This window comes from Methylotenera sp. E1MeOHC1, from assembly GCF_058745595.1.
Genome location: NZ_CP196025.1, coordinates 1845873 through 1867683 on the forward strand (window position 1 = coordinate 1845873; position 21811 = coordinate 1867683).

At 46.6% G+C, this 21811-nt stretch carries 21 protein-coding genes; 2 read left to right on the plus strand and 19 right to left on the minus strand.

The window, feature by feature from the left end; genetic code table 11:
- The first annotated feature begins 36 nt into the window (after nucleotides 1–36).
- Nucleotides 37–1335 (plus strand): citrate synthase, encoded by a 1299-nt coding sequence (gene gltA / locus ACSSU7_RS08695; RefSeq protein WP_492516105.1) that lies wholly within the window; start codon nucleotides 37–39, stop codon nucleotides 1333–1335.
- 290 nt (nucleotides 1336–1625) lie between these two features.
- Here the strand turns inward: gltA and erpA are convergent, their stop codons facing one another.
- The 6 genes from erpA to rplM all read right to left on the minus strand — a co-directional run bounded on the left by erpA (nucleotide 1626) and on the right by rplM (nucleotide 4872).
- Complete coding sequence (erpA, locus tag ACSSU7_RS08700; protein WP_135276732.1) at nucleotides 1626–1991, minus strand: iron-sulfur cluster insertion protein ErpA; 366 nt, start codon at nucleotides 1989–1991, stop codon at nucleotides 1626–1628.
- An 89-nt stretch (nucleotides 1992–2080) separates the two neighbouring features.
- Nucleotides 2081–2452: a bactofilin family protein gene (locus ACSSU7_RS08705; RefSeq protein WP_492516106.1), complete on the minus strand. Its 372-nt coding sequence runs from the start codon at nucleotides 2450–2452 to the stop codon at nucleotides 2081–2083.
- 77 nt (nucleotides 2453–2529) lie between these two features.
- Complete coding sequence (locus ACSSU7_RS08710) at nucleotides 2530–2880, minus strand: DUF6776 family protein (protein WP_492516107.1); 351 nt, start codon at nucleotides 2878–2880, stop codon at nucleotides 2530–2532.
- A 4-nt stretch (nucleotides 2881–2884) separates the two neighbouring features.
- Complete coding sequence (gene argC, locus ACSSU7_RS08715) at nucleotides 2885–3937, minus strand: N-acetyl-gamma-glutamyl-phosphate reductase (protein WP_492516108.1); 1053 nt, start codon at nucleotides 3935–3937, stop codon at nucleotides 2885–2887.
- A gap of 104 nt (nucleotides 3938–4041) precedes the next feature.
- On the minus strand, nucleotides 4042–4434 hold the full coding sequence (gene rpsI, locus ACSSU7_RS08720; RefSeq protein ID WP_019896537.1) for a 30S ribosomal protein S9: 393 nt from the start codon (nucleotides 4432–4434) through the stop codon (nucleotides 4042–4044).
- A 9-nt stretch (nucleotides 4435–4443) separates the two neighbouring features.
- On the minus strand, nucleotides 4444–4872 hold the full coding sequence (rplM, locus tag ACSSU7_RS08725) for a 50S ribosomal protein L13 (RefSeq protein WP_492516109.1): 429 nt from the start codon (nucleotides 4870–4872) through the stop codon (nucleotides 4444–4446).
- Nucleotides 4873–5210: 338 nt separating this feature from the next.
- On the opposite strand from rplM, the gene ACSSU7_RS08730 reads away from it, so the two are divergent.
- Nucleotides 5211–7481: a type IV pilus assembly protein FimV gene (locus tag ACSSU7_RS08730; RefSeq protein ID WP_492516110.1), complete on the plus strand. Its 2271-nt coding sequence runs from the start codon at nucleotides 5211–5213 to the stop codon at nucleotides 7479–7481.
- 58 nt (nucleotides 7482–7539) lie between these two features.
- Here ACSSU7_RS08730 and ubiA read toward each other — a convergent pair whose 3' ends face one another.
- From ubiA to ACSSU7_RS08795, 13 genes are all read right to left on the minus strand, one after another.
- On the minus strand, nucleotides 7540–8424 hold the full coding sequence (gene ubiA / locus ACSSU7_RS08735) for a 4-hydroxybenzoate octaprenyltransferase (RefSeq protein WP_492516111.1): 885 nt from the start codon (nucleotides 8422–8424) through the stop codon (nucleotides 7540–7542).
- Nucleotides 8421–8969 carry a chorismate--pyruvate lyase family protein gene (locus ACSSU7_RS08740; RefSeq protein WP_492516112.1) on the minus strand — a complete coding sequence of 183 codons (549 nt, stop codon included), beginning with the start codon at nucleotides 8967–8969 and terminating at the stop codon, nucleotides 8421–8423. Before ACSSU7_RS08740 ends, ubiA begins: the two co-directional genes overlap by 4 nt.
- Nucleotides 8970–9013: 44 nt before the next feature.
- Nucleotides 9014–11056, minus strand: a complete 2043-nt coding sequence (gene recG / locus ACSSU7_RS08745) for an ATP-dependent DNA helicase RecG (protein ID WP_492516113.1) — start codon at nucleotides 11054–11056, stop codon at nucleotides 9014–9016.
- A gap of 83 nt (nucleotides 11057–11139) precedes the next feature.
- Nucleotides 11140–11526 carry a RidA family protein gene (locus tag ACSSU7_RS08750; protein WP_492516114.1) on the minus strand — a complete coding sequence of 129 codons (387 nt, stop codon included), beginning with the start codon at nucleotides 11524–11526 and terminating at the stop codon, nucleotides 11140–11142.
- Between the two features lie 40 nt (nucleotides 11527–11566).
- The gene (locus ACSSU7_RS08755; protein WP_492516115.1) at nucleotides 11567–13813 is read right to left on the minus strand and encodes a RelA/SpoT family protein; all 2247 of its coding nucleotides are present in this window, start codon (nucleotides 13811–13813) and stop codon (nucleotides 11567–11569) included.
- Nucleotides 13814–13865: 52 nt separating this feature from the next.
- The gene (gene rpoZ, locus ACSSU7_RS08760) at nucleotides 13866–14078 is read right to left on the minus strand and encodes a DNA-directed RNA polymerase subunit omega (protein WP_492516116.1); all 213 of its coding nucleotides are present in this window, start codon (nucleotides 14076–14078) and stop codon (nucleotides 13866–13868) included.
- 90 nt (nucleotides 14079–14168) lie between these two features.
- A complete protein-coding gene (gene gmk, locus ACSSU7_RS08765; RefSeq protein ID WP_492516117.1) occupies nucleotides 14169–14780 on the minus strand; it encodes a guanylate kinase in 612 nt (203 codons plus the stop codon).
- 59 nt (nucleotides 14781–14839) lie between these two features.
- Nucleotides 14840–15574: a proteasome-type protease gene (locus tag ACSSU7_RS08770; RefSeq protein WP_492516118.1), complete on the minus strand. Its 735-nt coding sequence runs from the start codon at nucleotides 15572–15574 to the stop codon at nucleotides 14840–14842.
- Between the two features lie 132 nt (nucleotides 15575–15706).
- On the minus strand, nucleotides 15707–16915 hold the full coding sequence (locus ACSSU7_RS08775; protein WP_492516119.1) for a hypothetical protein: 1209 nt from the start codon (nucleotides 16913–16915) through the stop codon (nucleotides 15707–15709).
- Nucleotides 16916–16966: 51 nt separating this feature from the next.
- The gene (locus tag ACSSU7_RS08780) at nucleotides 16967–17872 is read right to left on the minus strand and encodes a transglutaminase family protein (protein WP_492516120.1); all 906 of its coding nucleotides are present in this window, start codon (nucleotides 17870–17872) and stop codon (nucleotides 16967–16969) included.
- 22 nt (nucleotides 17873–17894) lie between these two features.
- The gene (locus ACSSU7_RS08785; protein ID WP_492516121.1) at nucleotides 17895–18851 is read right to left on the minus strand and encodes an alpha-E domain-containing protein; all 957 of its coding nucleotides are present in this window, start codon (nucleotides 18849–18851) and stop codon (nucleotides 17895–17897) included.
- Nucleotides 18845–20335: a circularly permuted type 2 ATP-grasp protein gene (locus tag ACSSU7_RS08790; protein ID WP_492516122.1), complete on the minus strand. Its 1491-nt coding sequence runs from the start codon at nucleotides 20333–20335 to the stop codon at nucleotides 18845–18847. The genes ACSSU7_RS08785 and ACSSU7_RS08790 overlap by 7 nt, the downstream gene beginning before the upstream one ends.
- Nucleotides 20336–20681: 346 nt before the next feature.
- Nucleotides 20682–21548 (minus strand): YicC/YloC family endoribonuclease, encoded by an 867-nt coding sequence (locus ACSSU7_RS08795; protein ID WP_492516123.1) that lies wholly within the window; start codon nucleotides 21546–21548, stop codon nucleotides 20682–20684.
- Between the last annotated feature and the right edge of the window lie 263 nt (nucleotides 21549–21811).

The following is a 21811-nucleotide window of genomic DNA, read 5'->3' on the forward strand; positions in this document are numbered from 1 at the left end:
ATCACAGTCAATGATGATTAGAACTGCAAAAACACCATGAAAAACAATACAAGTACCGCAACACTCAGCTTTGAAAATGGTAAGTCACCGATTGAATTACCGATACTTTCCGGATCATTGGGCAATGATGTGATTGACATCCGCAGCTTAGGCAAACACGGCGTATACACGTACGACCCGGGCTTTATGTCGACTGCAGCATGTAACTCCAACATTACCTTTATTGATGGCGAGCAGGGCCTGCTGTATCACCGTGGCTACCCAATTGAAGAGCTAGCTGAACACTGTGACTATTTAGAGGTTGCCTACCTGTTAATGCATGGTGAACTGCCAAACGTGACAGAGAAAAAGCAGTTTACGGACACCATTACAGGCAGCACTATGCTGCATGATCAACTTAGCAATATTTTCCGCGGGTTCAGGCGTGATGCACACCCAATGGCGGTTATGGTTGGCGTGGTTGGCTCACTCTCTGCGTTTTACTTTGACTCGATGGACATTCTTAACCCGAAGCATCGTGAAATATCTGCGCATCGTTTATTAGCAAAAGTACCAACCATTGCGGCGTGGAGCTATAAGTACAACATAGGCCAACCATTTATGTACCCGCAGAATCATCTGAACTATGCGGAAAACTTTATGTACATGATGTTTGCTACCCCATGTGAGCAATATGTACCTAACCCAGTACTAGCAAAAGCATTTGAACGCATTTTAATCTTGCACGCAGACCACGAACAGAACGCATCGACATCGACAGTGCGCCTTGTAGGCTCTAGCGGCGCCAACCCGTTTGCATGTATCTCAGCAGGCATTGCATCACTTTGGGGGCCGGCACACGGTGGCGCTAACGAGGCTACGCTGAATATGTTGGAAGAAATTGGCGACGTTTCACGCATTGGTGAGTTTATTAACCGCGCTAAAGACAAATCAGACAGTTTCAGACTAATGGGCTTTGGTCACCGCGTTTACCGCAACATGGACCCAAGAGCCGCCATCATGAGAAAAACATGTCATGAGGTGCTAGATGTATTAGGACTTAACAATGACCCTATGTTCAAATTGGCATTGGCTCTAGAAAAGATTGCACTGGAAGACGAATACTTTGTGTCGCGCAAACTCTACCCTAACGTAGATTTCTACAGCGGCATTGTGATGCGTGCGATGGGCATCCCCAACAGCATGTTTACCGCCATCTTTGCCCTTGCCAGAACTGCCGGCTGGATTGCACAGTGGTCTGAAATGCACTCTGACCCTGAAGCTAAAATTGGCAGGCCACGTCAGCTTTACACGGGCTCAGCAAAGCGCTCATTTGTGGAATTAAATAAAAGGTAGTAATTAAGGCAGGTGCAGCACGGCCGTGAAGTTACAGCTGACTTGCGCCTAATTTAGTGTCTATTTCAATGAAGCCTATTTGAATTGGTACCTATTTAAAGCGTAACCCAATTCAACCCTGTCAAAGCTAGCACTCTTGGACTGTTTTATCTGCGAGATTTAACGGTACAAGGCTGACGGAGCTGCGCATAACAAAACACGCTCAGTTAATCGAGTGCTTATACCGCCAAGCACCCAAATTAACACAAGCGTGTCATTGTAAATTTAGCAAAGCTAAACTGCGCTAAATTTTAAACCGAGAAAGATGAACCACAACCGCAAGTAGTTTGTGCATTTGGGTTACGAATCACAAACTGTGAACCCTGTAAGCTGTCTTGGTAGTCAATCTCAGCGCCCATCAAGTACTGCAGACTCATTGGATCGATTAACAATGTCACGCTGTCTTTTTGCACTTGCGTGTCATCGTCGTTCACTTCTTCTTCAAACGTAAAACCGTATTGAAAGCCTGAACATCCGCCGCCGCTAACAAAAACACGCAACTTAAGATCTGGTGAACCTTCTTCTTCAATTAACTCTTTTACCTTTTTTGCTGCATTATCGGTAAAAACTAAAGGTGAAGGAATGTCTAATTCCTGAACTTCTGCAACTGTACTCATGGTGTACCCCTAAAATTTCAAATAAATATCTTCACTAATATGCGACCTAACGCACTGAATTTCAATAGCAAAAGCCTGCAAGTGCTAGCTTAATCTGCATTTTCATCCAAATAAACTAACTTTCCTTCTATCACCGCACCGGTATGCATCTCCAGAGTGTTGTAATAAACATCCCCAGTCACACGTGCCTTGGTTTGTAGCTCTATAAACTGCGCAGCTTTTACTGGACCAATCACAGTACCGTTCACCACGACCTTAGATGCAGTAATTGCACCCTCAATACGACCCAACTCACTAAGTATTAGTGTGCTTGGCTGGTCATTAGGTTCAGCCACGGTACCAATTACTGTGCCATCAACACGCAAACCGCCTGCAAAATGAATATTGCCTTCAACCCGTGTGCCCACACCAATCAAGGTGTCAATGGTATTTTGCACACGGTTACTTTTTTTAAAAAACATCGTAAATCCTCTAAACTTTGATAGCTAACTCATTCATAGACTACTACGCATGGTACTGCCATAAAAAGTAAGTACGATTACCTTTTACTATTCGTCATATTCTTATAAAAAGCTAAATCCTCTTTAATATGAATATTTTCATCTTGGACATCGCGCAGTTCTTTAGTTAAAACGCTCTGTGCGGCTTGCTCAATCTGTAACTGCCGCTCTACCTGTATTACCTTGGTATTCAACGCCTGATTATCAAGCATGGTCTGACGTAAGCTCTCACTACCCGTTGCATATTGCCAGTAAGCGGCCGCATAGCCCAAAGCAATAAACACAAAAGCTGTGCCGGTCTGAAAATACCACGGACGCTTGGATCTCACCGCCACCTGCTTGGCAGTTAACCCGAAATGACGGCGAATTCTACGGCGAACTGGTTTCATTTAGTTAAGGCAGTAACGGTAAAACTTCTAAACCACTGCGTTCATCAAACCCAAACATGATGTTCATATTTTGCACAGCCTGCCCAGCAGCCCCTTTTACCAAGTTATCCTGCACTACCACCAAGGTCAAATATCCCGCTGCTTCTTGCCTATGCAAAGCAATGCGTAACTGATTAGAGCCTCGCACTGACCGCGTTTCTGGCAATGCGCCCGCTGGCATCACATCCACAAAACGCTCATGTTGGTAACGCTGCTCATACAAAGCCTGCAAATCTGCAGCTTTAGCTGCATCAGTCAGTTTAACGTAAATTGTTGACAGCATGCCACGTATCATCGGGATTAAATGCGGCACAAAAATAAACTGAATATTTGCATTTGCCAATTGCGTAAGCTGCGCATGAATCTCAGGATGGTGACGATGCCCAGCCACGCCATATGCTTTCATGCTATCACTTGACTCTGCAAACAAAGTTGCAACTTCCGCTTTCCTGCCCGCACCAGACACACCAGATTTAGCATCAGCCACAATCGGTGCAGAAAAATCAACATAGCCCTTTTCGAGCAACGGCGCCAAACCTAATAGCACCGTGGTTGGATAACATCCAGGGTTACCAATCACTTTCGCCGACTTAATGTTTTCACGATTAAGCTCAGGGATCCCATACACTGCCTCACGCAACACATCAGGGCAGCTATGCGGCATTTTGTACCACTGTTCAAACACCGCAGTGTCTTGTAAACGAAAGTCTGCCGCAAGATCAATCACTTTAACATTGGCATCTAACAGCGCTTGCGCCTGACTCATAGCCACACCATGAGGTGTCGCAAAAAACACCACATCACATGCACTTAAATTTGCAGTAGCCGGATCAGAAAACGCTAAATCAATATAGCCACGTAAATTAGGGAACATATCAGCAACGCGCAGGCCAGCATCACCACGTGAGGTAATAGCCGTTAACTCCACATGTGGATGTAGCGCCAATAGGCGCAACAACTCAACACCGGTATATCCAGTGCCGCCAACAATCCCTACTTTTATCTTTTTCGATGCCATGTTGTTTATATTCATTTACCAAGTGTTCTGATTATAAGCGCTCTATCTTTTTCATCCAATAAAAAAGGCCGCCAAAGCGACCTTTTTCAAATCCAACCGCCTGATTAGCGTTTAGAGAATTGTTTACGACGACGCGCTTTGCGTAGACCAACTTTTTTACGCTCAACTTCACGTGCATCACGTGTCACGAAACCAGCATGTGACAATGCACTTTTCAATGTAGCGTCAAAATCGATCAAAGCACGTGTAATACCGTGACGAACAGCACCAGCTTGACCAGACTCACCGCCACCGATTACGTTAACCATGATGTCGAAGCTAGCTGTGTTGTTTGTTAATTCTAGAGGTTGACGCAAAATCATGCGTGATGTCACGCGTGAGAAATACTCATCAACTGGCTTGTCATTAACAATGATGTTGCCTTTACCTGATTTTAAGAATACGCGCGCTACAGAGCTTTTGCGGCGACCCGTACCATAATTGTATTTACCGATCATTTTTTATCCTTAGATGGTCAATGGTTGCGGTTGTTGTGCCGCGTGGTCATGCTCACTACCAGCATAAACCTTCATTTTTTTGATCATTGCATAGCCTAAAGGACCTTTAGGCAACATGCCTTTAACCGCTTTTTCTAAAGCGCGACCTGGGAAACGATCTTGCATTTTAGAGAATGTTGTTGTTGTGATACCGCCTGGATAACCAGAGTGACGGTGGTAAAGCTTACCATCTGCTTTATTACCAGTTACTTTTAATTTGTCGGCATTAATAACAACTATATAATCACCTGTATCAACGTGAGGCGTATAAATTGTTTTATGTTTGCCGCGTAAACGGTGTGCAACTGCGCTAGCTAGACGGCCTAGCACTAGGTCTGTGGCATCAACCACAAACCAATCGCGCTTCACTTCGTGTGATTTTGCTGAAAAGGTTTTCATCGTGTTACCAATACTGTGAGCTAAAAAAATTAAGAGGCGGATTTTATGCTAAATAAATATGTCTTGTCAAACAGTATTACACTGTTCACTCAATATTTTTTAAGTTTATTGCTGGCTTACAACAATATGTTTAGCGCCATATCAAACAACTCGCATCCATATATTGTTTGATATTCACACCAACACTTAATGTTGGCATGAGTTGTGCTTTTTGTTATGGTAGTGTTACATTGCTTTATAAGCACTTTACCATAAGTATGTCTGCACAAACGAGATTCTAACAGACCAGCTTAACAATGCAATAAAAATTAGCATAACAATTTGAAAACAAACATATTTTGAGATTATTCATCCCTCTTATTTTCGCCCTCTACGCCAACGCGAGCTTCGCATTGGGCCTTGGCGAAGCTACGCTTAAATCGTACCTGGGTGAATCGCTCATTGTTAAATTAAATGTCAGTGACGTTGAAAAGTCGCCAGATGCAAGCTGCTTTACAGTATCTGACACCAACGACACACCTGCTTTTAAAAGAGCATTTTCTACATTAAGCACACAAAAAGATGGCTTTTTACTTACCATCACTACGCAATCTGTGATTACAGAGCCGATTCTTAGCTTGCGCGTTTCTTATCACTGCGAACCACAACTACACCGTGACTACGTTTTATTATTAGACCCTGCATCTATCCATAGCGAAACTGCCAACAGCAATGTCGCAGCCATCTCGAGCAGCACTGCTGACAAACAAGTCAGCCGCAAAACCAAAACTTCAAGCAACGCAGATAACAGCACAGCGAGCATAGCTGCTGGCGACACGGAGAGCTATACACCACCCAAGGCTAAACGTAAGCTAAAAAAACGTCACGCCAACGCTGCATCCAGTGCTGATGACAAAATGATGGAAGCCTACGTAGGCAAGCAACAAAGCGCCGCAAAACCAACGCCGCCAACCAGCGTAAGCACTAGCGAGCAGCCGGCACCGACCAAACCTGACACGTCCAGTAAGCCATATTTAAGCATTTCTGGCGGCAGTTTGACATCGGATGCTTCTGGCGGACAACATAAGATCAGCCTGCAGTTTGAAACGCAAATTGACCTTAATCGCGCACCCCCGACCACCCCACCTAGCAGCACAGAGCTACAGGATGAGGCGACCGTAATGTCTAATCGACTAGCGCATCTGGAAAAGCAGATTATCAGCCTGCAAACACAAAACACGCAGCTAAGAGATGAAGCAGCACAAGCAAAAAATGAATTAGCCGAGCAGCAATCTGGCTGGCTCAATTACCTATTGATTGCGGTAGGAGCCCTGCTCGCATTCGCTGCAATTGAATGGCTACGCCGCACCATTACGACCAAGCGCTTGATTAAGCAAGAACAACATTGGTTTGACGCGGACGAGGATACAGATAATCAGCAAACATCTCTTGCTACTGCAACTCAGCCAGCCAATGATTATAGGACGAGCAAGCAGAATAGTTTCTCGGAGAGCTTTCTTGACGACGAAGCTGATGACGACGTAATTGCGGCGCCAGTCAAAACTGGCATCTTGACACCGGCTGAACATGTAAGTGATGAGCACGATAGTATCATCGATAATGCAGATGTGTTTATTGAGCATGAGCGCCCACTATTAGCGATACAGTTGCTGCAGAATCATTTAAATGACTTCCCAACAGAGTCACCCAAAGTTTGGCTTAAATTGCTATCGTTAATCGCCAAAGAGGGGTCTGAAGCTGAATACGATGCAATGGTAATAGAAGCCAACAAATACTTTAATATCAAAGCACCAAACTTTGCTGACGCGGACCATGAAGACAGCTCTTCAATTGAAGAGTACGCAAATATCGTTGCCAGACTTGAAGGGGCATGGGGCTCACCATTTGCCGTTAAGTTTTTAAATGATTTGATTTACGATCAATACGCACAGCCAGCTGAGGGCTTCTCTCCCAACAACTTTGAAGAACTATTCTTCCTGAAAAGAATCGCAGAACTGCTCAACACAGGCATTGCAGCCAGCCAGCACACAATGTATCGAAGTGCCCCCCCTAAAGCTGAGAGCGAACGCACCACTCCTGCACCTAGCAATTTAGATAACACAGCGCTTAATACTGCGGCTTTTAATAGCGTTGCTTTTGGCGATGATATTTCTTTTGATGCGGATGCTCTCAGCGCAAGCACGGCAAAACCCAAAACCAGCACAATCAGCGATGCAGACTTCACGGTTGCACCATTCCCAGAGATGCCGGAACAAGCCCCATGGAGCAGACCTACGCAGGAGGAAATGAACACACAGTTCGCGAACTCGCCCTTTCAAAAAATACCCTCTTACGAAGTAGACATGCTCACGGACTTTGATGACCACATTGAGGTAACTGCCCCGACCTTTGGCAAAGCTACACCTGTAGCTGAGGACTCAGCCGCCCCTGCGCAGACAAACACCGCACCGACTGAAATGGCAGAAGAGTTTCTTTTCCCTTCAGATATCTACCTAGAAGAGTCAAGCTCGGCTGATACTGCGGCAAGCAAACCTGATGACGAGCTAGAGAACAACAAAGCTAAAGACTCCAACGTTATTGAATGGGATTTGCCCAAATCAAGCACTTAATTAAGCCAAACACTTAAAAGCGCATAGCGACACTGCCTTTGCGCTTAACCTAACGTGCTTAAATCAAATAATGTGCAAGCAAGCCAGCAAACACAAAAAAGCCAAACCAGTTATTGCCTAAAAATGCCTGAAAGCATTTTTCTCTTAAGCGCGCCCTGATCAGGCAGTAGTGATACAGCGCAACACCAGCTGCCAAGAATAGGCCAACATAATACGCATACGACAGCCCGAGCTGATACCCTGCGACACCCAGCAAGGTCAAGGTCAAGCCGTAACACAGCATAATGGCGACAACATCAAAGCGGCCAAAGGTAATAGCGGATGATTTAATGCCTATTTTCAAGTCATCATCCCTATCCACCATTGCGTATTCGGTATCGTATGCAATCGCCCAGAACACATTGGCGCACAGTAGCAGCCAGGAAACGGCAGGAACCGCATCAGTCACTGCGGCAAACGCCATGGGAATACCAAAACCAAAAGCTACGCCTAAATATGCCTGCGGCATCACAAAAAAGCGTTTGGTTAAAGGGTAGGTCATGGCTAAAAACAAAGCAAGCACTGAGAGCTTAATGGTTAACACGTTCAGCAAGCAGACCAGCCCAAATGCCAAGACACTTAACGCCAATGCCAACCAATACGCTTCTTTTTTAGTCACCTCTTTATTGGGTAAAGGGCGATACTGTGTGCGCTCAACCAAACCATCGTACTGACTATCGGCAATGTCGTTCATCACACAGCCAGCACTGCGCATTAACACTGTGCCTGTGATAAATATCAGCACAATAATCCAGTCCGGCTTACCGGTGGAGGCAATTAAAAGCGCCCATAATGTGGGCCAGAGCAACAGCAAGATGCCTATCGGCTTATCTAAACGCATCAGGCGTTCATAACTATTTATCTTTTTGACCAAGTCTTTTATTTTTGGGTCTTGTATTTTCATGGGGCAACGATACTCGGCAAGAATACTTCAGTAACCATAATACTAGCGCAGTTCAGACTGAACACTGAGCGACGCGCCCAAAGATAACTGGGGTTGACCATCAAATGCTTGTTCGCCAGTTGATACAGCACGTGATTCGGTGATAGTTTTTTATAACTTAATGCTGTACGTTTGACTTTAGGGTTTGCAAATAAAGTCGCTCCTAATGGCTTATTACCAAGCTTACCTAAGCCGTGCCAGACACCACGCAAGCGCTTAGTAGGCAATACACTATGCGCAAACACCACAGGCTCTGCTCCGCCGCACAACAGCACATCACGCACCAGCACAAATTTATCTGCAGATAAATTTAACAGCGCGGCCTCATCACGGATCGGCTTACGTAAAGCCACGGTAAGCGGCACCACGTAAAAATCCGGGTAGCATTGCTGCAACTTGGCAGTTAAGGATTGACCATGCATCAGCCATGAACGATAGGCACGGCTATGCAACGGCTTTACTAACCAGCGATAACGCGCTTGTGGGGTGCTTTTACGTATCTTCACGGCAGAATTATCGCATGTAGTGAATAAAATCTAGATACATGCCGCTATACCTTCACCAATTCGCCTGCCGTGCTCATCCAGCGATCTAGATGCCGCTCCACTTCAGCCGGATAGTTTTGTAGCAACATATCTGCCATGGCTTTTGCTGCCTCGAGCAAATCAACATCGCGCTCTAAATCTGCAATTTTCAGCATAGGTACGCCGCTTTGACGCACCCCTAACAATTCACCTGGGCCGCGAATTTGCAAATCTGCCTGCGCAATAGCAAAGCCATCATTACTTTCATAAATCACTTTTAATCTGGCGCGCGCAGTTTCAGACAGTTTATTCTGATAGAGCAAAATACAAGTGCTTTTTGCCGCGCCCCTGCCCACACGTCCGCGTAGTTGGTGCAGCTGTGACAGGCCCATACGCTCCGCATGCTCAATCACCATCAAACTGGCATTCGGCACATCCACTCCCACCTCAATCACAGTGGTGGCAACCAAAAGTTGGGAATGGCCGGCGCTGAACTCAGCCATGACCGCTTGTTTTTCGGCTGGCTTCATGCGGCCATGCACCAGGCCAACCTTTAACTCGGGAAACTCCTGCTGCATCAGTGCGTAGGTGTCATTAGCTGTTGCCAATTGCAGCGCTTCAGACTCCTCAATCAGCGGGCACACCCAATAGGCCTGATTGCCCTGCAAACACGCCTCGCGCACGCGCTGTAAGATTTCGTCACGCCTGGCATCAGAGACAATTTTGGTGACGATAGGCGAACGCCCAGGAGGTAATTCGTCTATCACCGACACATCAAGGTCAGCGTAATAACTCATGGATAGCGTGCGTGGAATGGGTGTTGCAGACATCATCAGCTGATGTGGCTCAGGCTGGCCTTTCTGGCGTAGCGCTAAGCGCTGATGCACACCAAAGCGATGCTGCTCATCAATAATGGCTAAACCCAGACTTTTAAAGCGCACCGCTTCTTGAAATAAGGCATGCGTACCTACCACTAGTTTTGCTTCACCATTGGCAATAGACGCCAGCGCAGCATCACGGTCTTTCTTGTTTTGGCTGCCGGTGAGCCATGCAATCTTGATATCTAACGGCTGTAGCCAACTCAACATTTTACGGTAATGCTGTTCTGCCAATATTTCCGTGGGTGCCATTAATGCAACCTGCCAGCCATTTTCCACACACTGCAGTGCCGCCATGCAGGCCACAATGGTTTTACCGCTGCCCACATCACCTTGCAATAGACGCTGCATGGGGTGCGCCTGCGTTAAATCATGCTCAATTTCCAATGCCACTTTCTGCTGTGCGCCGGTTAACGCAAACGGCAAACTTTTCAGTAAAGCAGAAATCAGCTGTTTAGAGCGTTTAAATTGCGGAGCACTCACACTACGGCGCCGCGCATAATGCTTACGCATAGATAGCTGCTGTGCCAGCAGCTCATCAAATGCCAAACGCAGCCAGTGTGTCGTGGTTTTATTATCCAACGCGCGCAGGCTCACATCGGGGCTAGGATGATGCAGTGCCGCCAAACTTAAAGCAAAACTAGGGAGATTTAAACCTGCATATACCTGTGCAGGTAAGGTTTCATGCATCTCGCCTTGCTGCTGCAAGGCAATGCCGATGGCCTTACGTAAACTAGCCTGCCCCAAGCCGGCAACCGTAGGGTAAACCGGCGTTAAGGTTTCGGCTACAATGGTTTTTTCACCCACCGCTTTACAGGTTGGATGCACCATTTCATAGCCAAAAAAGCCGCTGCGCACCTCACCGTAAACACGTAGCTTACTCCCAACTTTCAGTGCATTAATCTGGCTAGGGTAGAAATGTAGAAAACGCAGCGTGAGTTGACCACTGGCGTCCTCTAATCTGGCAATCAGCGCCTTGCGTGGCTTATAGGTAACTTCTGCATGCACGATTTCACCTTCAACCTGTGCAGATTCACCCATATGCAAATCACGCACTGCAGTCACATGGGTCTCATCAATATAACGTAAAGGTAAATGTAGTAATAAGCCTTGCAGATTACTAATGCCCAACTTAGCCAAGTTGGCAATCATCGGTTTGCTGAAGGCTTTAATTTGAGTGAGTTGCGTCACATTGAATGTGGCCGACCTAAGGCACAGAAAAGCATTTACTTAAATAACGTAAAAGCACGCACCCTAAGCCAGCATTTAGCTGCTTAAAGCACCATCACGGCATCAGCTTCAACCAACGCAGCGCGTGGTAATGAAGCAACGCCTACCGCAGCACGTGCTGGATATGGCTGACTGAAGTACTCAGCCATAATAGAGTTCACCAAAGCAAAGTGAGATAAGTCAGTCAGGAAAATATTAAGTTTAACTACATCCGCTAAACTACCGCCAGCGGCATCGGCCACCGCTTTTAGGTTTTGGAATACACGGTGCACTTGTGCTTCAATGCCATCGACCAATTGCATCGTTACTGAATCTAGTCCGATTTGACCAGATAGATACACCGTATTGCCTACTTTGACCGCTTGTGAGTAAGTGCCAATGGCTGCTGGTGCGCCTTCTGTTTGAATAATTTGTTTTGTATTAGTTGTCATTTAATTAAACCACGTTTGTTAAAGAAATCATGCAGGACTACTACTGTGAATATAGTTTTACACTCGAATTTTTACCATTGGCAGTGGCACTGCCTTTGGTGCGGTTAATACGCACCACATCGGGAATCTTGCGCAGACCGCGCATCAACTCCGCTAAATGCACGCGATTTTTCACCTGTACGGTAAAGTACAAATTAGCATAGGCACTGCCATCAGCCTCTTCTACGCTGACGTTATCAATGTTAGAACCGGCATCTGCAATGCCTGATGCGATTTGTGCCAACATACCAGGCTGGTTTGCCACGGTTAGATTTAAATTAGTTTTGAATAAACGCGAGCTTTCTGGCTCCCACTCTACATCCAGCCATTTATCCGGGTCTAATTTAAATTTACGCACACTCGGGCAATCATGGGTATGAATCACCAAGCCCTTATCTTTATTGATAAAGCCTAAAATAGGGTCACCCGGAATCGGCCTGCAGCAAGGTGCAAACTGTACCGCCATGCCTTCAGTACCACGAATCGTGATGGTATCCAGTGAAGCCGCTGGCAGTTTGGTATGCCGCTCGGCATGGCCATCGGTCATTGCTACCAATTGGTGCGCCACCATCACGTTCTGGCGTTTACCTAAGCCTATGTCAGAAAGAATTTCAACTTTTTTCTTCACGCCGTAGTCACGCATCAGCTTTTGCCAATGCTCTTCTGAGATATGGCTAGGGTCTACATGCAATGCACGCAAGGCTTTATTCAACAAACGCTCGCCCAAGTGCGCGGACTCTGTAGATTGCTGCGATTTTAAGAAGTGTCGAATATGCGCACGAGCGCGTCCGGTCACTACGTAATTAAGCCAAGCAGGGTTGGGTTTGGCTAAGGAGCCAGTAATAATCTCAACGTGATCGCCATTATGCATCTCGGTACGCAGTGGCGCTAAATCATGATTAATCCGCACCGCCACGCAACTATTGCCAATGTCAGAGTGCACGGCATAGGCAAAATCAACCGCAGTAGCGCCCTTAGGCAACGCCATGATAGAACCCTTAGGCGTAAACACATACACCTCATCTGGGAACAAATCAATTTTAAGATGCTCAAGGAAGTCGAGCGAATCTACGCTCTCGTTTTGAATATCCAGCAAACGCTGTAACCACTGGTGGGTTTGCTGCTGCAACGCGGTAAGTTGCGCATCACTGGCTTTGTATAGCCAATGTGCGGCAACACCCGCATCTGCAATATTATGCATATCATCACTACGAATCTGCACCTCTATTGGCGTACCAAATGGGCCGAACAATGTAGTGTGCAGCGATTGGTAACCGTTCGCTTTAGGGATGGCGATATAGTCTTTAAATTTGCTAGGAATCGGCTTATACAGCCCATGCAACGCACCTAAAGCTAAATAGCAACTGGGTAAGTCTTTAACTACGATTCTAAAACCATAAATATCATACACTTGCGAAAACGGCGTTGCCTTACTTGTCATCTTTTTATACACGCTATAAAGATGCTTTTCACGGCCTGACACTTCAGCCTCAATGCCAAAATCTGCCAGCTGCTTCTTAATTGACTCTAATATTTTGCTAATGACTTCTTTACGGTTGCCACGTGCGGCCATAATCGCTTTAGAAATCGCGTTATAGCGCATAGGGTAAAGATATTTAAAGCTAAGGTCTTCTAAGGCCTGATAGACATCATTTAAGCCTAAGCGATTAGCAATCGGCGCATAAATATCCAGCGTTTCTTTGGCAATGATCCTTTGTTTCTCTGGGCGCATGGCTTCCAGCGTTTGCATATTATGTAAACGATCTGCCAGCTTCACCAAAATCACACGTACATCTTGCGACATCGCCAACAGCATTTTACGGAAGTTCTCTGCTTGGGCCTGACTCGCACTTTGGAATTCGATTTTATCTAGCTTGGTCACACCATCTACTAATTCAGCGACTTGCGGACCAAATTTTTGCTTGATATCTAAAGTGGTAATGTCGGTATCTTCGACCACATCATGCAGCAACGCCGCGAGGATAGTGGGTACATCCATATGCAAGTCGGCCAGAATGCAGGCAACAGAAACGGGATGCGTGATATATGGCTCGCCCGTTTTACGCACGACGCCATCATGGGCGGCAAACGCGTAACGATAGCCTTCCCATACTTGTTCTATATCTTGAGGTTTTAAATACGAGTGTAGCCGTATGCTTAAGGCTGAGCCCTCACTGTCCGCAGGCAGCAAGGGGGCCGATGTTAACTTTGATAATTCCGCTTTAAGATTGTTTGCGGTTTTTGGCATACCAGTGTCACTAATTGTACGAAAAAGTTAATAAATGCCAAGACGCGGCAAACTACGAATGCCCGCGCGCTAAAATTTCCACACCAATTTTGCCTGCTGCAATTTCACGCAATGCAATCACCGTTGATTTATCGCGTGAGTTTTGCACGTTAACTTGCGGCTCTGCGCCATTGTGCAATTGACGAGCACGATAAGCAGCCACTAAAGTTAATTGGAAGCGGTTTGGGATTTTTTCTAAACAGTCATCTACCGTGATACGTGCCATGATGATATTTCCTAAGGATAAACAAAATTAATAACTAAAAGACCAGCAAGCGCCTAGATAATGACAGCTAAGCAATATACAACTTAGCAATTAAGTAAGCGCTTGAATTAAACTGGCATAACGTTGCAACTGAGCGGCGCCAACTAGACGCTGCGCGCGGATGATAGCGCGAATGTCCTGCAACGCTACGTCAAAATAGTTGTTAATTGTAACATAATCGAACTCGCTCACATGGCGCATTTCAGCACGTGCAGCGGCAACGCGTTTAGAAATAGTCTCTTGACTATCCTGCCCGCGGCTATTCAAGCGCTGTTCCAGCGTCTCGATAGAAGGCGGCAACACAAATATGCTGATAGCATTAGGAAACAGGCGGCGCACCTGTGCAGCGCCCTGCCAATCAATTTCCAAAATCACATCATGGCCAGCTTGCAGTGGCGCATCCACGGCAGACTGCGAAGTACCGTAACGTGCACCATGCACCTCTGCACTTTCTAAAAAGCGCGCTTCGCCTAACATCTGTAAAAACATGGCGTCATCCACAAAGTGGTAGTCAACGCCATCTTGCTCACCAGGGCGCGGCTTGCGCGTGGTGTGCGAGATAGATAATTTCAAATGCGCATCTTCAGCCAGCAATGCCTTAATGAGGCTGGTTTTACCTGCGCCGGATGCTGCGGTGATGATAAAAAGATTACCTGGAACCATTCAATGACAACTCTCTATAGCGATATGTTCTGATTATTAAAATAACCTAGCAAGCTAGATTAACACCAATCCGGGCTTGGCAATGCGCTAAATACTGAACGCAAACCGTCAGCCCAGCCTTGGCGGATTTGTACGTAATATGGGTCAGTTTCTGTAATGCGCTGCTGGCAGTCCGCATGCAGGCTATCTACCCGATAAATCAGCAAATCTATCGGCGCGGCCACAGAAACATTGCTGCGTATCGTGGAATCAAACGAAATCAGCACACATTTCACCGTATCCATGATGTCGCTGCCCTGCTCTACCACGCGGTCGATAATCGGCTTGCCGTACTTGGTTTCACCAATCTGGAAATATGGCGTTTCTTGTGTGGATTCAATAAAGTTACCTGCCGCGTACACATTGAACAAACGCGGCCTTTCACCTTTAATTTGGCCACCGACAAGGATACTAGCGTTGAAATCAATCTGATGATTTTTAAAATGCTCACCATCACGCTCAAACGTTGCCCTTAACTCTGCGCCCACCAATCCTGCCGCATCAAACAAACTATCCACATTATGCAAGTGCATACTATCTGGTGCATTTTTTCCCACACGCGCTCTCAGTGCGTTCACCACAGACTGAGTAATCGCAAGATTACCCGCCGTTAACAACACAATCACGCGCTCGTTTCTAAGCTCAAAAATATGCATTTTAGGTGTAGAAGCTACCTGATCCACGCCTGCATTCGTGCGCGTATCTGATGCCAACACCAATCCTTGTTTCAGTAATAAACCGACACAATAAGTCATAATTTTTGTTTAATTTGGAAGAATTGCCATCATACCATTTTGCGTAATCGCTAGCCAAAAAACTACGGCGAATCAATGCGCATCATCATGGCAAAGATTATCAAGCCGCGTGCGGCAACCATTACTTAGTTTCTACATAAAGCCAGCAGCTTCAGTGAGCTTGGCCACGTTCTCTTTAGTAAAGAACCCATCAAAACTGTCATAACGCTGCACGTATTCGATAATCAGTGAAGAATGCTCGGAGGCATTGGAGAATATCTGCTTTAGCCCTTGCTCTTTGGAGCCAATCACATCTAATAAAAAGCCTTTACCGTTTTGTGAAATCGCATCAACAACGATATCGATATGCTCTTTGCCATGACGCTCACCATCCTTCACAGCGATTGCCATGTGGTGCAGGCGCGGCCCGTAGTTGCGCACAAAGATTTCGGTGGGCGATGGCAAGTGCTCTAAATGGCTGATGAAATAAGGCGTGTTGTTGGCAGTAAACACTTTGGCTGGGCTTTTAGACTCTGGTATGGCATGGGTACTTTTGGTCACATTGGTCGATGAGTTCTGGTCTTTGATGTTATATGCACCCCAGAAGTAATAGCTAGACCATGATAGATATTCCAAAATAGCAACTTCGCGGTTTTGGCTATAAACACGGGTTGCCAGATGGTCCAGCGGTAATAATAAGTCGCTAATACCCAGTTTATTTTGCAAAGTTTTTGCATTTTCGTAAGCCGCCTGCGCCTCGCATGAAATAGTGCTTAAACCTAACGAGTACACGCGCATTTCATCAGGCGCTCTTTCCAAATAAGCCACAATATTATGGGTATAGGGGGAAGGTTTGCTCACCGCAAGGTTGCCCGGCAACTCTAACTTGCGAACATCATCTTGACTGAAAAACCTGAAATCACGGGCTTGCTGTAAATCCACCACGCTGTGTAAATCAGTCACCCGCAGAATTTCACCCATATAACGGCTATTCGGCCTTTTAGCGCCTACAGGGTAAACCTCATTCAAGCTTCTAAAAATATCGCGAACACTAGGGTCTTTTACCTCACGCAATAGAATATCTGGTGAATTTAAATCAATACGCAACACGTGCGTGAGATGCTGCTCGCTCTCTAGCGTGACTAGGTAATGGTAAGGCGTCATTAACGCCAGTTCTGCAATATATTGAATAGCGTGGCCGGGGTCGACTGAAATCATGAGTGCATCGATTTCATGAATCATGGCGGTTAAGCCTAAGGCATCACGCTCCTCTAGCAAGCGAATCAGATTTTCTTCAAAGAATGTAGAATTTACTTTGTCGCCGTGACGCTCGTACATAAGCGAGCTAACAGGTTTATTCATCAGAGGATCCACTTTCATTGGTGGCTTGCATGCAAGCCTTATACTCAAGAACTACTGCTGCTGCGCATACTGCGATTGCTTTTCCAACACAGCTTCAGCACGTGCCACCCGGTTTAATTGGGCCTGCTCCAGCAACTGCACTGTATTAATTTTTTTCGGTTGCTCTACAACCAAGCCTGCCTGATTCACAATCACGCTAGATGCCATGCCTTCAATGCCGCCGCCCGAACGCATACCGCTAATAGGACTGGCGCTGCGGTAATCCAAGCCAGTGGCAAGGCGTACATGGCTTTCACCCGCACGGCAGCCGTTAGATACGTCAAAACTCTGCCAGCCTTCGCCAGACACAAACACATCTGCCCATGCATGAGTCTGCATTAAACTGCCATCTGCTGTAAACAAATATCCACTGACATAGCGTGCCGGCAGTGCTATAGCGCGACAACAGGCAATGAACACATGCGCATGATCCTGACATACGCCTTGCCCTAACGCAAATGCCTCAACCGCCGATGTGGTAACCTGAGTTACGCCTTTTATATATTGCACGCGTGACAGCAATGCGTGCATCATCTCTTCTAACGCTGCATTCTGGCGCTGCGGCTGCAGGTAGTGTTGAGCAAACGCAACTATCTCTGCACTGTACTGCGTAAGCGCCGTGTCGCGCAAATAAATAGGCAAAGGCAAAGCCATATGCTGTGACACTGCATCCAGCCCAGTTTCAATTTGCCCAGCGGCAACAATCAGCAGCTCGCTATGCGGCGCGTCAACCACCAAAGTATGTGTTATGTTGCCATAAGCATCTTGTGAAGGCTGCAGCTCACCGTTCACTTTAATGTCCCAGTGCCGCACATGCTGTCCAAAGCCATGCTGCGGGGTGAGGCGCAGCTCCTGTATGGTGTAGTTCACATCTTCGCTATAAGCGTAGCGCGTGTGGTGCTCTATATTCAGTAACATGATAGCCTTGCCTGAGATTGGGTTAAGAAATGCTTAAAAAGGTTTTATGCACTTCCACACCCAATTTGTTATTAGCGGAAATAAAATCACTTAAAAACTCATGCAAGCCACGCTGAAAAATATCACGCATTTTGCCAAAGCGTAATTTTGAATGCAGCTCACCCGCCATGCGCCTGCACTCACCGGCACGCGAGCTGGACAGTTGCTCCAGAATGGAAGTAATTTCATCAAAACAGGCATGTAGCGACCTAGGCATATCACGCCTCAGTACCAGCAGCTCGGCCACCCGCCACGGCTCTATGGTGTCGCTAAATATTTTTTGGTAGGCCTGAAACGCAGAAACCGAACGCAGCACCGCACTCCACTCGTAATAATCTACCGCACCACCCACCTCCTCCTGCTCTGGCAGCAATAAGTGGTACTTCACATCCAGCAAGCGTGCGGTATTGTCTGCACGCTCGATAAACGTACCTAAACGCACAAAGCTAAAAGCATCATCGCGCAGCATGGTGCCAAAACACACACCCCTGAATAAATGTGAGCGTGCTTTTACCCAATCACAAAACTCACTCAAACCACTTTGCGATAAATCCTGTCCAAAAAACTGCCCAAACTCCAGCCACAGTGAATTGATGTTCTCCCATGTTTCCGATGTCATGGCAACGCGCACTGCACGTGCGTTTTCCCTAGCACTGCGCAGTGAGCTATAAATACTGGATGGGTTATTCATATCCATCGCGAGGTAATGAATCACCCCTGCTGCGGTATATTCCTGCTGGGTTTCATTAAAGTAATCACGCTCGTAGTCTTCCACATTGCCAGAAATCTCCAATGCGGGCAGCCACAGCGCGGCTTCACTTTCTGCCGCATTCGGCACTAACGACATGTTGTAGGTCACGTCCAGCACACGTGCCATGTTCTCTGCACGCTCAATATAGCGTGCCATCCAATATAGATGATCTGCGGTTCTACTTAACATAGCATTTCCTCTACCTGATTAACGTTAGCCTTGCTTGGCGTTGCCACGTCCTCTTCCAGCACCCAAGTATCTTTGGTACCGCCGCCCTGTGATGAATTCACCACCAGCGAACCTTCTTTCATGGCAACTCGACACAAGGCACCCGGTACCAATGTGCAGGTCTTGCCAGAAAGTACAAACGGCCGCAAATCCACATGCCGCGGTGCAATGCCTTCTGCCACCAAAGTTGGGCAGGTGGAGAGCGCCAGCGTAGGCTGCGCAATGTAGCTGGCTGGGCTGGAGATGATACGTAAGCGGAACTCATCCAGCTCCTGCTTACTAGCGGCCGGGCCCACCAACATGCCATACCCGCCGGAGCCTTGTACTTCTTTCACCACTAATTCATCCAGATGCGCCAAGGTATAGGCTAAATCTTCTTCTTTACTTAGTTCATAGGTGGGCACATTTTCTAACAGTGGCTCTTCACCCAAGTAAAAGCGAATCATGGCCGGCACATGGATATAGGTCGCTTTGTCGTCAGCCACGCCCGTACCCACGGCATTGGCCAAAGTCACACCACCATTACGATACACAGACAGCAAGCCTGGCAAACCCAGCATTGAGTTCGCGTTAAACACTAGCGGGTCTATATAGTCATCATCAATGCGGCGGTAAATCACATCCACGCGCTGCGGCCCTTCTGTAGTGCGCATGTACACCGCATTATTACGTACGAATAAATCCTGCCCTTCCACCAATTCGATACCCATTTGCTGCGCCAAAAACGCATGTTCAAAATAGGCGCTGTTATACGCACCAGGTGACAACACCACTACCGTAGGTTCTTGTACGTTGGTTTGCGCCACAGCACGCAGATTGTTAAGTAACACTTGCGGGTAATGCTCAACCGGGGCTATCGGATACTGACGGAACAGTTCAGGAAATAGACGCATCATCATTTTGCGGTCTTCCAACATATAAGACACACCAGATGGCGTACGCAAATTGTCTTCCAGCACGTAAAACTGCGATTCGCTCGTGCGCACTAAATCCACACCCGCAATATGCGCATAAATCTGGTTAGGCACATCCACCCCAAACATCTCAGGGCGGTATTGGCTATTGGCTAAAATAGTCGCTGGCATGATGCCGGCCTTGATGATGTCCTGGTCATGATAGATATCATGCAAAAACATATTCAACGCTTTCACCCGCTGAATTGAACCAGCGGACAAATGGCGCCACTCGCTTGCCGACAAAATGCGCGGCAGCACATCAAATGGAATCAAACGCTCGGCGCCATCATTCTCGCCGTACACATTAAACGTAATGCCTACGCGACGAAACAGCAACTCAGCTTCCATGCGCTTGCTGTTCAGCTGGTGATGCGGCACATTCTTGAGCCACTGGTGATAGGCTTTATAAATCTCACGCACCCCGTCAGGGCTGCTTGCGGCTAAATCCAGTTGCATTTCATTAAAAAATTGCGGTTGTGATTTTTTCATGATGTAAGCCTTCCCTTGATACATAAAGCATAAGCAAGGGGCATACCAGATAATTAACCCATTAAAATCATTAGGTTAACAATAGAGCTGATGATTAACACAGCATAACGCCCACAATGGGTGCATAAATGAATGGCGTCCAGCAATTACGCAAGATTAATGTGCAGGTTTGATGCACCAGATTGAGTGACGACGTCATACTTAGCGATTAGAGCAAGCGGCTAAGTACAAATTAGGGAGAAAATTTTATGAGGAAAGACTGCATTTGCTACGCAATGCCAGAGATGGCGCGGAACATGCGGGTGCAGCTAAACGGCACCCGCATGCCTCAAGGGACTATCTAGATTTACTCAATATTCTGAATCTGCTCACGCATTTGCTCGATCAGCACTTTCAGCTCCATGGACACTTGCGTGGTGTGCACTGATACCGACTTGGAACCTAAGGTATTTGCCTCACGATTCAGCTCCTGCATTAAAAAGTCCAAGCGCTTACCGGCCGGCACATCGCTGCTTAAAATACGCTTCACTTCGGAAACATGCGCAGTTAAGCGGCCAAGCTCTTCATCCACATCAATACGCTGTGCAAACAGCACTAACTCTTGCGCGATGCGGTCTTGGTCGATGGTTTTAAGGGTTTCGTGTAACTTATGCTCAAGTTTTAACTGATACTCTTTATTCAGAGCTGGCAGTAACGGCTTCACCTTGGCCACCAATGCCTCAATTTGCTCGACACGATCTAAAATAATAGCTTTTAGCTTTTCACCCTCACGCTGACGTGAAGCATTCAGGTCTTGCAGGCCGCGTTCTACCAGTTGTTTTACATCTTCGATCAAAGACGCTTGGCTTAATCCATCTTGCATCACCACGCCCGGCCAGCGCAGTATATCTGCCACGCTGAGCTCACGGCTTGCAGGAAACAGCGCTAACGTCTTTGCTTGCAATGTCGCTAGCTGCTGCATTAACTGCTCATCCAGCTTGGGTGCCTGATTAGACTGTGAGCGCTGGATAAGATTAACCTTACATTCTAATTTGCCACGGCTCAGATGCGCCGCAATCAGTTCGCGAATCGTAGGCTCTAAACTGCGGATGCTCTCATCTAATTTAAAGTGCACATCTAGATAGCGGCTGTTGACTGCGCGCAACTCTAATAACAGCGTGGCATTTTCTATCGGCTGCTCTAATGCCGCAAAACCCGTCATACTAAAAATCATCTTAAGATTTTCCAATGAATAAAATAAATTGGCACCATGTTATCAAATACTGGGCATTAAGCACTAAAAATAGCACACCACAGTTTTACAAACCGACCCAAGCCATCACCTAAATCCAAACATTGCATCAAAAAACTTTAATTTCAGTCCATTACGCGCTATATTGCTGTAGTAAATATAGACAAAAGTAGCCCACCCTGAAAATGCAAGCCTGTGCGTACCGTATACACAGGCTTAATGGTAAATATCATCAAAGAAATCAA